This is a genomic window from Leptospira biflexa serovar Patoc strain 'Patoc 1 (Paris)', from assembly GCF_000017685.1.
In the GTDB taxonomy this organism is placed as follows: Bacteria; Spirochaetota; Leptospiria; order Leptospirales; family Leptospiraceae; genus Leptospira_A; species Leptospira_A biflexa.
The window spans coordinates 3,387,972-3,401,565 of record NC_010602.1; the positions used below are offsets into that span (position 1 = coordinate 3,387,972).

The window sequence follows — 13,594 nt, forward strand, 5'->3', positions numbered from 1 at the left end:
TTTATGCACATTTCTGAGATCCTTGGTAAAAAACAGACGACGATCAGCTTCGAATTTTTCCCCCCTAAAAATGAGGAAGCTTCCGAGGATTTGTTTCGAAATATCCAAGAACTTTCCCAAATGAACCCAGCTTACGTAAGTGTCACTTATGGAGCAGGCGGATCCACTAGACACTTAACACATGACTTGGTTGTCAAATTACAAAACGAAACGGGATTAACAATTGTTAGTCACCTTACCTGCGTCGGTTCCACAAAGGAAGAGATTGGTGATATTCTAAAACGTTACGACAAAAGTGGGATTCACAATATTATGGCTCTCCGAGGTGACCCACCCAAGGGGCAACAAGACTTCCAACAAACAGAGAATGGGTTTGCATATGCCGGCGAGTTGGTAGGTTTTATCAAAAAAGAATTTCCTAAAATGGGAATTGGAGTAGCTGGATTTCCAGAAGGACATCCCTCCACACCAAATCGATTGAAAGAAATTGAATACCTAAAATGGAAAGTAGACCAAGGTGCGGATTATATTTGTACCCAAATGTTTTTTGATAACAACCAATTTTATGATTTTGTAGAACGTTGTGAAATTGCTGGAATCAAAGTTCCAATCATCGCAGGAATTATGCCAGTCACTTCCAGAAAGGGAATGGCACGTATGGCTGAACTTTCCTTAGGCACCAATTTCCCTGCAAAATTATTGAAATCTTTATCTCGTGCAGAAGATGATGTTTATGCTGAGAATGTGGGCATCCACTGGGCTACAGAACAGGTGCGAGATTTATTGGATCACAAAATCGCAGGCATTCACATGTATACATTAAACAAATCGAAAGCCACTCGTAAAATTTACGAATCACTTGGGGTTCGAAATTTCGATCGTATCGTTTGATTCTTGTTTGGGCTTAAATCCGATGAATGAATTTTGGTGCCAATAACCTTCAAGTACCAAACTTCCCTTAGCATTTGTGATTTTTGCCTTTCCTGACAATTCATTTTGGAACCAAGTCCCTTCCAAAATGAATCCATCTGCAAAAATGTATTTTCCTAACCCTTGCTTTTTCCCTTTTACGTAATTTCCAATGAATTGATCGCCATTCGCATATCGATACGATCCGGGACCGTCTTTGTATCCATATTTATATTCACCTTCGAAGGTATCGCCATTCAGATGTTGGTATTTTCCAAAACCATGTTTGATATCTTCTAAAAAATCGCCTTCAAAAATGTCTCCATTTTCAAATGGAACAGTATGTTTCCCATTCCGGCAATTTTCCCCTTCACAGATTTTTTGGTTCGACTTACAAAATACAAAAATACAAAAAAATAAAACTATGAAGTATTTAGAACGCATGGATGACTTAAGAGATTTTTTTTCGTCCATTCTGTGTGTACGTACTCATATAAAACCAGTTTGGAATTAAAGCAATCGATATGTCACAAAAAAAAGCACTTATAGTAGATGATAGTACTGTCACCCGTTTGATGATCCGAAAGATCATATCCGAAGAATACCCGAATTGGGAGATTTTGGAAGCAGAATCGGCGGATAAAGCAAAATCGATCTTACCTGATCATCCTGACATTGATTTATTTAGTTTGGATCAAAATATGCCGGGGACACTTTCCGGTCTTGATTTAGTTGAGAATCTTAAGTCAAATTATCCCAAATCCAAAATCGTACTCATTACCGCCAACATCCAAGATGCTATCAAAAACAAAGCAAAGGATCTTGGGATTCTGTTTATTGAAAAACCGATCACCCGGGACAAACTCATTCCCCTTTTGGAAACTATATGAATCACCTGACGGAACTGGAACAAGATTCATTGTGTGAACTTTTTAACATTAGTTTGGGTGGTGCAGCCAAATTGATGAGTGAAATGATTTCAGATGAAATTTTGTTAACAGTCCCAAGTTTAAAACTCATCACCAAGGCGGAAGCTAGAAATTTTGAAAATTTAGCTTATCAAGATGTTTGCACTGTTGAACAAAAATTTATAGGTGATATTGGAAATGGATCTGCTTTCCTATTATTTCATAAAAGTGCAAGTTTAGAAATTGTGAAGATGATGATGAAAGACTATGTGGCGCTCAATGAGGTATCGCAGTTTGAAAAAGATGCCTTAAGCGAAATAGGAAACATTATCTTAAATGCAATTTTATCGAATTTGGCAAAATTGTCCCATTACAAAATTGAAACCCATGTTCCTGAATTTTTTTCGGGTAAATACGAGGAAATTCTGTTGAATCGAAATCCAAACGAGGACAATTCAATTCTTTTAGTATTTATTGATTATCAATTAAAAGGCAAAGAAATCAAAGGTTACATATTTTTTATTTTAAATTTCGACAGTATCAAAAATCTTTCTCGAGTGCTCATCGATAAGTTAAAGTAGTGAGTTTCTTGAATGAAAAACACCTATTAACGATTGTTCAAAAATCTGGAATTGGTATCCTGATTTTAAACGAAAACTTTAAAATCATATTAACAAATCATTGGTTCCTTAAACGCTCTTTCTTAGATGAACAACACTTAGACAACAAATTAATATTCGATGTTTTTCCTGAACTAGTTGGGACACGTACTTTAAAATCAATTGAACAATGCCTTGAATTTTCTCAGTATTCAATCCTGACACATACTTTAAATCCCTTCCCATTTCCTTTATTTGATAATGAACAAAAAATAGAAAAAAAAGAAAGGATTTATCAATACCTGCATGTCATTCCCATTTCAATCGATGATGAACAAAATCGATTTTGTATGATTCAAATTACAGACGTTTCACAACAAGTGACCCGAGAAAAATTATTAAGAGAACAAATGGTAGTGGCAAAAGAAAGGGAAGTAGAAGCAAAAAAAGCATCCCAAGCAAAAACAGATTTTTTAGCTTCCATGAGTCATGAAATCAGAACTCCTCTCAATGCAATTTTAGGAATGGCTGATACCTTAACGGAAACAAATCTAACAAATGAACAAATGGAGTATCTAACAGTACTTCGAAACTCCGGTAAGGCATTGTATAACATTATCAATGACATTCTAGACTTATCTCGAATTGAATCTGGAAAATTGGAAATTGAACACATTGAATTTTCAATCCGCGATTTACTCAAAGAAACAATTTCTTTATTTTTAATGAAAGCAAAGTCAAAGGGAATCCAAATTTCTTATTCCGTGAGTGACGATATCGCAGAACAAATCAAAGGAGATTCCACTCGAATCCAACAAATCTTAATTAACTTGATTGGAAATGCGATGAAATTTACAGAAATAGGAAAGATTTATGTAGATGCATCATTAAGTCAGGATCAAAAAAGTTTATGTTTGATTGTTGAAGATACTGGAATTGGAATTCCAAATGAAAAATTAAATTCTATTTTTGAAAGTTTTACTCAAGTGGATAGCTCCACAACTCGAAGGTATGGTGGAACTGGACTTGGACTTACAATCACAAAAAAGTTAATACTAATGATGAATGGCGAAATATCGGTTCAAAGCCAACTAGGCAAAGGATCCAAGTTCGTCCTAAATATACCCTACGAAGGTTTGGTTCATAGGGATTCAAACATCCATCAACATTGGTTGGATTTGGAATTACCAGATGCAGAAAATTTTCCAAAATGTAGAATCTTATTAGCAGAGGATTCAGAAGAAAATGTTTTCATCATCAAAACATTTTTACGAAAATATCCAATCGAACTTGTGATTGCAAAAAACGGAAAGATTGCATTACAAATGTTTCAATCCGAAAAATTTGATATCGTTTTAATGGATATGCAAATGCCTGAAATGGATGGATTAGAAGCGACAAAACAAATACGACTGTATGAACATAATCAAAACATTGATCCATTGTTTGCAATTCCCATCATCGCAATTTCTGCAAACGTACAAAAAGAAGATATCAGCAAAAGTTTTATGGCAGGAATCACATCATACATTTCCAAACCAGTGCGTAAGATTGAAATTCTGAAATTGATTTATTTCTATTTGGCTCTTTAACTGATAAAATTACCTTTTTGATCAGTTTATTTTAATACTTTTTCTACTGCTGTTTCTGGATATGCTTCCAAGACAATTCCTTCATTGAGTAACTCATTTGCTTTTTCCACAGAATAAAATCCAGGTTCTGTTTGGAAACTCACTAATCGCGGAGTCAATTGCCTTAAAATCTCGATCTTATACTTTTGGGCAAGTTTTGAAAGTGATTCCATGGATTGGTCTTTCTTAAAAGAAACAATGATGGCACCTGGTAACACAATATTCGGACCAGACCCAACTCCCGTATTGTAGACTTCCGTAACTTTTGTCGTAACATTTGATTTTGATTGTTTCAGATGAAATGGTTTGCCTGCTTGACGAATATTCCAACCAAACTTTACTTTTTGATTCCCCAAACTTTTGTTTAGCGAAGAATTCACCTGCTGTGGATCAAGATACTCTGCTTCTATGTTTGGATTTCGATAAAAGGTTTTTTGGATACCACCTTCGGTAAAGGAGATTTGGTTAGGTGGTTCTTTTGCCTCCATAGGATGGAAACATAGAATTATAACTGCTAATATAAGAATGTGAAAAATCTGAATGAAACAATTTCGAATCTCTTGTGTCTGCAAAAAAGTTGGTCTCTTCATTTTATTACCTTCCATAAATTCGTAGTCGAATGGATTGGATGGATCCGGTATCACCAACGCCCCCATCGTAAACTCGAATGTTCCAACTTCCGTTTGGATTTTCCCCGAGTAATCGTGTCAATCCAAATCGATATGTAGAAGAACCAGTCATCGTTGCAATGGAAGTATTCCCTGATGTACAACCGGAATTATTTAAAGGATTACGACAGGCATGAAGTTCCGTTAATACACTTACGGTTCCGCTTGGTGAAGTTACTGTGATCCTTAATTCCGGAAAATAAGTATGATTCGAAGTGAATTCAACATCCACAAACTCAACATAAGTAATGGAAGATGTGACAGGATAGGATACATTGGCACCTGTTACTAGATCATTGTCAGGTATGGAAGTGCCTGGCGAAACAGTATTCATCGCTTCTGTTTTGAAACTGGCTGAAATCGGAGTCCAAGTATTGGCTCGAACAAAAAGTTGTTCTGCGTCAATTGCTCCGAAACCATATTTATGATTGATCTTTAGGCCAGCAGCGTTTGTTGTCCAATCTGAATCAAAAGCATCATTTTGTCTGGCAGAATAAGCAATTAACTCTCGTACGTCTCTCCAAGTGAATTCCGGATACTTACTTAAGAGTAAGGCGGCAACACCAGCAGCAAGTGGAGTCGCGGAGGATGTGCCATTAAATCTACGTGTATAATTAGAAAAAACATAATCTCCACCGGTTCCACCTGCATTGAAGCCAAATCCGCCCGAGGCATCCGTTGTGGATATGGCTGTGGTATAAGCCGAGGCATTGTTTCCTTGTGTATGGGCTACGACCCAGAGGTTGGCACCAGACTCGGAATACGAAGCCTTCATTCCATTTTGTCCTATCCCACCAATGGCCATGACACCATAATAATTCGCTTGCCCATCAAAATTGGCATTGTCAACTAATGTAGGTGATGCGACTGTTCCACCATTGGCTCCATTGCCTGCTGCCCAAAAATATACAGTTCCTTTTCCACCTCTGCCTAAACTGACCCCTTCGTTGATCCCTTGTTGCCAAAGACTACTGGACGGCCATAACCAACCGTATAAATCCGGAGATCCCCAACTATTATTGGAAATAAATACTCTTCCAGACTCATTGACCATTGCTCTATATTCATCCGAAGTAAAGATTGTCGATTTTTCTAAGATATTCACTCCAACAAGTTTGGAACAAGGTGCAGCTCCTCTAACACCCATTCCATTTCCACCAGTAGCACCTATGACACCGCCAACGGCAGATCCATGGAAACTGTTGGTATATGAATGGGAGGGATTGAATGTGTTATTGAATAAATTGAGACCACGTGTGGAAATTGAAATATTTGCAGCTAAATCTTCGTGACGTATGTCTAGACCATCGTCCACCACACTCACAATGACTTGATTTCCCGAATAACCTTGGTCCCAGACAGGTTTGACTCGTGCGTCTTCCCCGGTGGTACCGCCTAATTGGCCGTAGTTTTGTAGATGCCATTGGTCATCATAAAGTGAATCAGTTCCAGAAGAAGAAAACGTGCAATCCAATTCTCTAGCAGTGGCAAATGAATTTAAAAGCAAAAGTAAGAGTAAATTGTCGCTGAATGGATCACTTTTTTTGATAGGATTACAATTCCCCAAACCCAAGCTAGTGATGATGATTGTGATCAACCCTAATTGCAGAAATTTCATGAGGTCTTCATCCTACTAAAAGGAATAACAATCAAATCAGTTGATTCAATCGAATTCCTTTGGTAAATTTTGTTTTTTTTTAAGCCTTGGCTTCTGCTAATCGTTTGGACCGATCTTCTTGGATCAAGGCATCAATTAATTCATCCAAATCCCCTTCCATGATGGCTGGTAGATTATGACTCGTGAATCCGATCCTGTGGTCCGTGCATCGGCCTTGAGGGAAGTTATACGTTCGAATGCGTTCTGATCTGTCTCCCGAACCAACCTGCGCTTTTTTCAAAGCATCAGCGCTGAGTTTAGCAGTCTCAGCTGCTTGGTCAGCGATCCTTGCTCTGAGTACTCTCATTGCTTTATCGCGGTTCTTGATTTGGGAACGTTCTTCTTGGGAGGCGACTACAATCCCAGTTGGAATGTGTGTGATACGAACCGCCGAGTCAGTTGTGTTGACGTGCTGACCTCCAGCACCTGACGAGCGATAAACGTCAATTCGAAGGTCACTTTCTTTGATCTCAACTTCTTTTTCTTCGGCTTCTGGTAGGATGGCTACTGTTACAGCAGAAGTGTGAATCCTTCCGCCTGATTCAGTTTCAGGTATCCTTTGTACACGGTGTGTCCCAGATTCAAATTTAAACAAATCATAGGCTTTATCATCATCAAGCGAGAATACGATTTCTTTATATCCGCCAATACCTGTTTGGCTCATATCAATGATCTCAACGCGCAGTCCCTTTTTATCGGCATACTTGTTGTACATTCGAAATAAATCGGCACAAAATAATCCCGATTCTTCCCCACCGGTTCCAGCACGAATCTCGACTAGAATACTTTTCCCTGAATTGGGATCAGGTGGTAATAACATAATTTCGAGTTCTTTTGCCAGTTCTTCTAATTTTTTTTCTCCTTCTTCGATTTCTGATTTTAACATGGAATGCATGTCTGGATCATTTTCTGATTCTAATAAGGATTTTGCATCTTGGCAATCTTTAGTAATTTTTAAATATTCATCTGCTTTTGTATATACGGGAGTTAGGCGAGATCTCTCTTTCGATAGATTCTTTAATGTATCCGATGCGGTGGCCTTTGCGAGCTCATCCTCGATACGCAGGTATTTTTCTTGAATTTTTTTCAATCTATCTATCATGTCTATGGAAAGGATACAGAATGCCTGTTTTTGATAAACTAAAATCTAACGGAGATTTAAGAAACCCGTGAACGAACTTCCCTCTCAGGGCAAATCCAATGGATTTTTGGAAGGCCTAATCGAATTATTTGCCGGTTTTGAGGACTATAGAAGCCCCTATGCTCCCACAATCCAACCTCCCGAGGAATTATTAAAGGAATTGGTTCAAAACGCCTCCTTCAAATCTGGACTCATTAGCGCGACCTGTTCCTTACCACCGGGTCCTTTGGGCATTTTAAGCATTTTACCAGAACTTTTGATGGTCTATCGAATCCAAGGGCATTTGATTATGGATATTGCCGCACTTTATGGTAAAGAAGTGCAAGTGACGAAAGAATTACTACTCTACTGTTTATTTAAACATGGAGGTGCCCACGTCTTTCGCAAAATCATCGAAGAATCCAGTTTCAAAATATTGATTCGCCCAACAACCGTTAGAGTTTTTCAAACAGTCTTGGAAAAATTAGGGATTATGATTTCTAAATCGATCATTCGAAAACAATTTGCCCGCTGGGTACCCATTGGCGGTGCCGTGGTGACAGGAACTTTTGCTTACTATGATACCAAACGTGTGGGAAATACTGCGATGGAATTGTTTTCAAAAGAAATCCATTCGGATGAAATCCGAGAAATGTTGGAGTCTCAGTGAAGTTTTTTTTCATCGTATTTGTTTTGTTTATCTCTTTCAACAATTGCCAGACCAAACACGAATCCTTAGTTTCTGAAATTGAAGATCTTATATCAAAAGAAAAATATGAAAAAGCTTTGGTATTATTACAAGATCGATTATCAGCTATTCGCTCCAATGCAGAAATCCTTTCTAAAAACAAACCCAACCAACCTAGACTTTTTGCTCTTTCTGAGGACCGAACAAAAATTGTTTGGACGGAAAACAAAACACTCTATTTCAAAGATTTGGTAAACGATAATCGTAATTCAATTGAACTAAAACTTAGACCCGATTCAATCCAAATATCAGCTAACGGAAATTATGTTGCGATACAATATCCCTTAAAACAATACGGGGGTTGTGCACTCTTTGGGTATTCCACCATGGATTCATCCTTAGAACACGAATCAATCGTTCACATCCCATGTAAAACGGGAATGGCAATTTCCAATTCTGGTGATTTGTTATTATACTTTTTTGAAAATCAACTCTTCATCGAAAAAACGGGAAAATCCTCTAAACCTGAAAAATTTCTCTCAAGTGATTTGTTTCCATCGCCTTATCCTAAATTAAAAATTCATTACCATATCTCTCCCATTGGAAATGAATATCTGGTATGGTCTGGAGTTGGAGGAGCCTACAATTTATTTTTTCTGAATATTGAATCGAAACGTGCATCCTTATTATCAAAAGACATCGTTCTTCCTAAATTCTATTATCATAACGGGAATTCTGGTTATGTTGTAGGTGGAAAAATTGGAGATTTGTACTTCAAAGAAGTTTTATACCACCAAGGAAAATCTCCATCAATCAATCGAGGAATTCCCATCGTCACAAGGGAAGCCTATTCATGGAAATTGACTGGAAAGGATGAATTCATCACCACAAATCAAAATGATCCTAACCAGCCGATGAAATGGAAAGTATCTGGCAAAAAAGAACATTTCCCATTTTTTATTGAAAGATTATGGGGAGTCGCTGGAGATAAAATTGTTTACGAAAGTAGAAAAGGTGAACTGGTGTTAGATGATTTAACGTTTAGTGAAGAAGATTGGAAGGTTTACGAATATTTCAAAAAAGTGAGAAAAATGAACGACGGTTAAGCCGCCTGTTCCTTCTCTTTTTTTACAGAAAACACTTCGCAAGCTTTGTACAAGTCTTGGACACAATGTGAAGTCAGTCGATCCAAGTCTTCTGACTGCAATCGATCCTTGGAACTAGGACAAACAGAAAGGCCTTTCGCATACAAAGGGCATTTTACATAAAATTCATTTTTAGGAAGGGTCTTCTGTGGCATAACTCTGAAAATTTTTTGCGAATTCAATACACTGTCAAACGGATTTTCAATGAAATCTCAAATTTAAAAATCAAAAAATTTACGCATAAGATTCACTTTTAAAAGTACAAATTTAAGATTGTCGGACTTTCTACCGAAACCGCCTGGTCTTCAAATGTAAAATCTCTTAAATTGAAGGTTTTTCCATTCCAATGATTTTCGAATAAATGCCCAGAGAGAAACACTTGTACCAAATCTTGTGCACGAGTTGATTTGATGAACTTTGGCATCCCTTCTTGTTTCCAAATATTTGGATCAGATAAATCTTTTTCGGACCATTTCATATTTGGATAAACTGACGAAGGAGAAATCAAACCATCGATTGCTTTTCCAGTTAGGCGACTGTAGAGGGAAGGCTCAAAAACTTCTTGTCCAATGAAAATTCCCACCTTCCATCCTGGTACAATCCAAATTCGATCCTGATTGGTTTCGCCCGCTGCATATACTTTTTGTTCTTCCTCTGCTAAAACTGATTTTTTCACCATAGGTTCCATCAGTTTACCATCAGCAGAAAATGGAATGGCGACATTATAAAGTGGACCCTTCGGATCTAAAACGAGGTTACCTCTTACAATTTTCGGATTGGGTAAAATGATGGTTCCACCAAGAATCGGAACATTGTATTCTTTCGCTAAAGAAGAAAATGTACGAACATAAACTTCCGCCATCAATTCCGATTTAGAAAGCAACAATTCATTGATACTGAAATTTTCTCCTTTGGTTTTGAGAGCTTCAGCCAAAGTCTCTGAATTGATAAATCTCGATTTTTCATTGAGGAAAACCAATCCTGAACCCAAATGTTCGGGAAAGATAACTATTGTTTTGCGATCAAAAATTCCTGATGATTTCCCTTTGATTAGAGTTTCTTCAATTCTTTCTTTCCACCATTCCTCTTTGACATAATCTGCTGGTTTGAGTACAAGTTGGATACCAACAAGGTTTCCATACTTACGATCAGTCCCATTTGTTTGAATCGTCACTTCATTCCAAGTTTGATTTGGTTTTTGAATGTCCTCATCAACTTCAGGTTTGCTAAAATTAAAATCAAATTTGAAATCAAAATTAAAACTAAAATCTGGTTTAGGCAGATCCAGTTTCGGAGTTGGTAGATTTGATTCGTTGTCTTTTAGGTAATTTGCAGTACCAAATCCAATCCCAAATAGCAGAATGAATAATAAAATTTTATAAGGCGGAACATAAAGATTATGCATATTGATTTAAATAAAGTTGGACTGCATCCAACATGTACTCCGAAAAAAGATTTTTGGGATCAAATTTTTTGATATCCACCCATTCCATGTAATCGTGTTCATCAGATAATTTTACATTTCCATCGATAAGTTTTGCATTATAAGCAATAATAATACATGGGAAATTCCCATCATTCACTCTATGTTTGTGAACAAAAATAGGAATTGGATTCACTTCTATATTTATATCTTCACCAAGTTCTTCATTAATTTCTCGAAATATACTTTGTGTCCAATCATCGAAAAATTCATCCTCGTTCATTCTTCCACCAGGAAGATCGCCATGCCCAGATTTTTGGTCTCGCAAAACTAGTAAAGAGTCCCCGTCTCTTAAAAATAACTTTTGTGTGATCTGAAAAAAACCGTGTTTACTCACAATATATTTCCCCAAACATCAATTTGGTGGTCAACCGCATATAATTCAGGTTGAGGCAATTTTTTATTCTTATACTGATTTACCATACCTAATGATACACTTGCTAATTGTGAAATGATTGGATCCATTGATTCTGTTGGAACACCAAAAAATAAAAAGTTCACTGGGCTTCCATCACTTATGAGATATATTTCTTTTTCTAAATTCATATCTGGAATTTTAAATACGATTTTTGCCCCCAAATCCATTTGAGTTTGTGGGTCTAAGATCCTGTGAAACCGAATCAATGCGTTTTTATCTTTCAATTTCGGATTCTCACTAGAATTCAATTCATTGGTCCATTGGATAAAACTTGCAAACTCAACTGTTTTGGTAGACCCTGAAGCTAAAAATAACTGTTTGTGTTCACTTTGAAAAATCCAATTTTCAAAGTCCTTTGATTCCAAAATGGATTCGCCCGTAACACCGATGACTAAGTCAATGTTTGCAAATTCTGCTTCTGAGAGCGAACGAAAGGATTGTTTTTGGAAATTTGAGTTCAACTCAAATTTTCGATCCACTTCCAAAACATCTAAGTTGTTTTCATGAAGCGAGCCGCCAACCAAATACCTCTTTAAGAATCCTCCAATATTTCCTTTGGCTCCAAGGATTAATACATTGCGTTTGGATAAAACTTTTCCAATTCCATGTAATGTATTTTCGATGGCATTGATAATCGAACGTGCGACTTCTTTTGATTCTTCTAAAGTTTTTTCTTTAGAAATCGCTATGGAATATGCTGGTAAAAATAAAGACGATTTCTCTTGCTTAACTTTTGTTAACCGGTCATAGCCATTGCGTGTATGTTCAACTGTTCCGATGACATGTTGTTTCAAAACTTCAGAGAATTTTTGATCTTTGGAAGAAGGAAATTTATTTTCTACCCAAAATTCAGCTAACACTTCTCCGAATGTAACTCCATCCAGGGCTCTTTCATTTAGGACTGGTGCTACATACCCACCGTCTTCGATGAGAATTATCTTTTCATTTTTTTCAGCAAGTTCCTGCAATTGATTGAGAAACAAGTATAACGCCAACCTTCTCATGGCGTCGAAGAATCCCAACTTTGCCTCTTCCAATTTATGTCGAAAGCCTGTATGTAATTCAAAATCACTATACAAAGGAGATACTCCATAGTATGGAGTATTATTTTTTGTGAGTTTGAATTCTAGACCTGCCATATAAAATGAATCGGTAGGAATATCCAATAAAATATCCAAATAAATGGGGGGAATGTTTCCACCATACTTCACAAAGGCGACATTCAATGAATTTACTTTTAATCTCCTGAAAGTTTCAATCAAAGATATGATTTCCGAAGTGATATGGTGAATTAAGAATACATGAATTCCTTCAAAATTATTCTTATGACCAACTCCATTGGCAATCGTCTCCAAGATAGGCATTCGCTTTAGATAAAAATTTGAATCTACTAGTGAACGTTTTTGATTAAAACTAAAATTCAACACTCGGTCGAGTCTTGAAAGGTCAACATAAACAGAAGTTTTTCCGATGATTGCTCGTAATGTATTTCCTTCTTTAATTTTTTTAGAAGCAGATGCATCTTCCAAAAGTAAAAATAATTTTTTTAGTATAAAAAGGGAAACACTGGGATCAGAACTTAAAATCAGATTACGATACTGTTCTTCCCAATAAAAGTTGATATTGGAAAGTTTACCCAAAGGAGTTTTTTCGATTTGCGAAAATACTTTACTAAAATGGCTATTTTCTTCTTCAAAAAATGTTTCCCCTTTTTGAGCCACATTGATGATTCCATTACTCAATGACTCACTGATTTTGGAAGCACCTGCAATATAGGTTCTCATATGAACATCGCTGATCACTTCGTGAGGGATGTTCTCTAAATTCAAACAACCATCTTCCCTAGAATCGATTGTGATCCGAAGGAAAAAATCACCGATTCGATTTTGACTCGGTACTCTTTCCATAAGAATATAATAGCCTGATGGATGAACAAATTCTGTATCAAATGGAAATAATAAAGCGATGGGAGAATTACGATTTGGGTCTTGGCCGTAAAATTCAGGATGTATTTTTTTAGCGATCGATTGTTGTTGGAATGATCCAAATACAAATCGTAAATTTTCTTCAAATTCTTCCCGAAACAAAACCCAATCTTTGAGGATACCTGCCCTAGCAAATACTTGGACATGTTGGATGTGCATATCCACTAATTCATGATTGATGTTTGGATTGATTTTATAAGTGAATGCTAAATCACCAGGTAAGGATTGTAATAAGTTTCCAATTTCTTCTCCAATTGTGCGAGATAAAATGGAGAGTCCAAAAAAAATCCTAAGGTTCGATAAATCAATTTCCCATAATCCGTCTTCCACATGATGTAAAACAGGACCGAGGGATGTTTTTATATTTTTTTCTGCGTTCATAA

The 13,594-nt window shown here is 36.7% G+C and carries 14 protein-coding genes; 6 read left to right on the forward strand and 8 right to left on the reverse strand.

All coding sequences use genetic code 11. The features are described 5' to 3' along the window. The first annotated feature begins 3 nt into the window (after positions 1-3). The gene (metF, locus tag LEPBI_RS16040; RefSeq protein WP_012390196.1) at positions 4-891 is read left to right on the forward strand and encodes a methylenetetrahydrofolate reductase [NAD(P)H]; all 888 of its coding nucleotides are present in this window, start codon (positions 4-6) and stop codon (positions 889-891) included. Here the strand turns inward: metF and LEPBI_RS16045 are convergent. Continuing rightward, a complete protein-coding gene (locus LEPBI_RS16045; protein WP_012390197.1) occupies positions 856-1,383 on the reverse strand; it encodes an MORN repeat-containing protein in 528 nt (175 codons plus the stop codon). The genes metF and LEPBI_RS16045 overlap by 36 nt on opposite strands. 50 nt (positions 1,384-1,433) lie before the next feature. Here LEPBI_RS16045 and LEPBI_RS16050 point away from each other — a divergent pair, with 50 nt between their 5' ends. From LEPBI_RS16050 to LEPBI_RS16060, 3 genes are read left to right on the forward strand one after another with little or no spacing between them, the layout of a single operon-like run. Then, a complete protein-coding gene (locus tag LEPBI_RS16050) occupies positions 1,434-1,799 on the forward strand; it encodes a response regulator transcription factor (RefSeq protein WP_012390198.1) in 366 nt (121 codons plus the stop codon). Beyond that, positions 1,796-2,398: a chemotaxis protein CheX gene (locus tag LEPBI_RS16055; protein ID WP_012390199.1), complete on the forward strand. Its 603-nt coding sequence runs from the start codon at positions 1,796-1,798 to the stop codon at positions 2,396-2,398. Before LEPBI_RS16050 ends, LEPBI_RS16055 begins: the two co-directional genes overlap by 4 nt. Continuing rightward, entirely contained in the window at positions 2,398-4,008 is a 1,611-nt protein-coding gene (locus tag LEPBI_RS16060; RefSeq protein ID WP_012390200.1) for an ATP-binding protein, read from the forward strand. Before LEPBI_RS16055 ends, LEPBI_RS16060 begins: the two co-directional genes overlap by 1 nt. Before the next feature lie 26 nt (positions 4,009-4,034). Here LEPBI_RS16060 and LEPBI_RS16065 read toward each other — a convergent pair whose 3' ends face one another. The 3 genes from LEPBI_RS16065 to prfA all read right to left on the reverse strand — a co-directional run bounded on the left by LEPBI_RS16065 (position 4,035) and on the right by prfA (position 7,474). Next, positions 4,035-4,637: a hypothetical protein gene (locus LEPBI_RS16065; RefSeq protein ID WP_012390201.1), complete on the reverse strand. Its 603-nt coding sequence runs from the start codon at positions 4,635-4,637 to the stop codon at positions 4,035-4,037. Positions 4,638-4,641: 4 nt separating this feature from the next. Continuing rightward, positions 4,642-6,333 carry a S8 family serine peptidase gene (locus LEPBI_RS16070; RefSeq protein ID WP_012390202.1) on the reverse strand — a complete coding sequence of 564 codons (1,692 nt, stop codon included), beginning with the start codon at positions 6,331-6,333 and terminating at the stop codon, positions 4,642-4,644. A 79-nt stretch (positions 6,334-6,412) separates the two neighbouring features. Further along, positions 6,413-7,474 carry a peptide chain release factor 1 gene (gene prfA / locus LEPBI_RS16075; RefSeq protein ID WP_012390203.1) on the reverse strand — a complete coding sequence of 354 codons (1,062 nt, stop codon included), beginning with the start codon at positions 7,472-7,474 and terminating at the stop codon, positions 6,413-6,415. 67 nt (positions 7,475-7,541) lie between these two features. Between prfA and LEPBI_RS16080 the strand changes: the two genes are divergently transcribed. Together LEPBI_RS16080 and LEPBI_RS16085 are read left to right on the forward strand one after the other, a co-directional pair. Next, a complete protein-coding gene (locus tag LEPBI_RS16080; RefSeq protein ID WP_012390204.1) occupies positions 7,542-8,162 on the forward strand; it encodes a hypothetical protein in 621 nt (206 codons plus the stop codon). Continuing rightward, a complete protein-coding gene (locus LEPBI_RS16085) occupies positions 8,159-9,286 on the forward strand; it encodes a hypothetical protein (protein WP_012390205.1) in 1,128 nt (375 codons plus the stop codon). Before LEPBI_RS16080 ends, LEPBI_RS16085 begins: the two co-directional genes overlap by 4 nt. Here LEPBI_RS16085 and LEPBI_RS16090 read toward each other — a convergent pair. The 4 genes from LEPBI_RS16090 to LEPBI_RS16105 all read right to left on the reverse strand — a co-directional run bounded on the left by LEPBI_RS16090 (position 9,283) and on the right by LEPBI_RS16105 (position 13,592). After that, positions 9,283-9,480: a hypothetical protein gene (locus LEPBI_RS16090; protein WP_041769911.1), complete on the reverse strand. Its 198-nt coding sequence runs from the start codon at positions 9,478-9,480 to the stop codon at positions 9,283-9,285. The genes LEPBI_RS16085 and LEPBI_RS16090 overlap by 4 nt on opposite strands. A 98-nt stretch (positions 9,481-9,578) precedes the next feature. Continuing rightward, positions 9,579-10,730, reverse strand: coding sequence for a carbon-nitrogen hydrolase family protein (locus LEPBI_RS16095; protein ID WP_012390207.1), 1,152 nt, complete (start codon positions 10,728-10,730; stop codon positions 9,579-9,581). Then, positions 10,723-11,145 (reverse strand): NUDIX domain-containing protein, encoded by a 423-nt coding sequence (locus tag LEPBI_RS16100; protein ID WP_012390208.1) that lies wholly within the window; start codon positions 11,143-11,145, stop codon positions 10,723-10,725. Before LEPBI_RS16100 ends, LEPBI_RS16095 begins: the two co-directional genes overlap by 8 nt. Then, positions 11,142-13,592, reverse strand: coding sequence for a hypothetical protein (locus LEPBI_RS16105; protein WP_012390209.1), 2,451 nt, complete (start codon positions 13,590-13,592; stop codon positions 11,142-11,144). Before LEPBI_RS16105 ends, LEPBI_RS16100 begins: the two co-directional genes overlap by 4 nt. Positions 13,593-13,594 lie beyond the last annotated feature (2 nt).

Coding starts and splice junctions, on each gene's coding strand:
- LEPBI_RS16105 (WP_012390209.1), bottom strand. CDS start 13,592: ATGAACGCAGAAAAAAATATAAAAACATCCCTCGGTCCTGTTTTACAT.
- LEPBI_RS16050 (WP_012390198.1), top strand. CDS start 1,434: ATGTCACAAAAAAAAGCACTTATAGTAGATGATAGTACTGTCACCCGT.
- LEPBI_RS16065 (WP_012390201.1), bottom strand. CDS start 4,637: ATGAAGAGACCAACTTTTTTGCAGACACAAGAGATTCGAAATTGTTTC.
- LEPBI_RS16055 (WP_012390199.1), top strand. CDS start 1,796: ATGAATCACCTGACGGAACTGGAACAAGATTCATTGTGTGAACTTTTT.
- LEPBI_RS16045 (WP_012390197.1), bottom strand. CDS start 1,383: ATGGACGAAAAAAAATCTCTTAAGTCATCCATGCGTTCTAAATACTTC.
- LEPBI_RS16090 (WP_041769911.1), bottom strand. CDS start 9,480: ATGCCACAGAAGACCCTTCCTAAAAATGAATTTTATGTAAAATGCCCT.
- LEPBI_RS16095 (WP_012390207.1), bottom strand. CDS start 10,730: ATGCATAATCTTTATGTTCCGCCTTATAAAATTTTATTATTCATTCTG.
- LEPBI_RS16070 (WP_012390202.1), bottom strand. CDS start 6,333: ATGAAATTTCTGCAATTAGGGTTGATCACAATCATCATCACTAGCTTG.
- prfA (WP_012390203.1), bottom strand. CDS start 7,474: ATGATAGATAGATTGAAAAAAATTCAAGAAAAATACCTGCGTATCGAG.
- metF (WP_012390196.1), top strand. CDS start 4: ATGCACATTTCTGAGATCCTTGGTAAAAAACAGACGACGATCAGCTTC.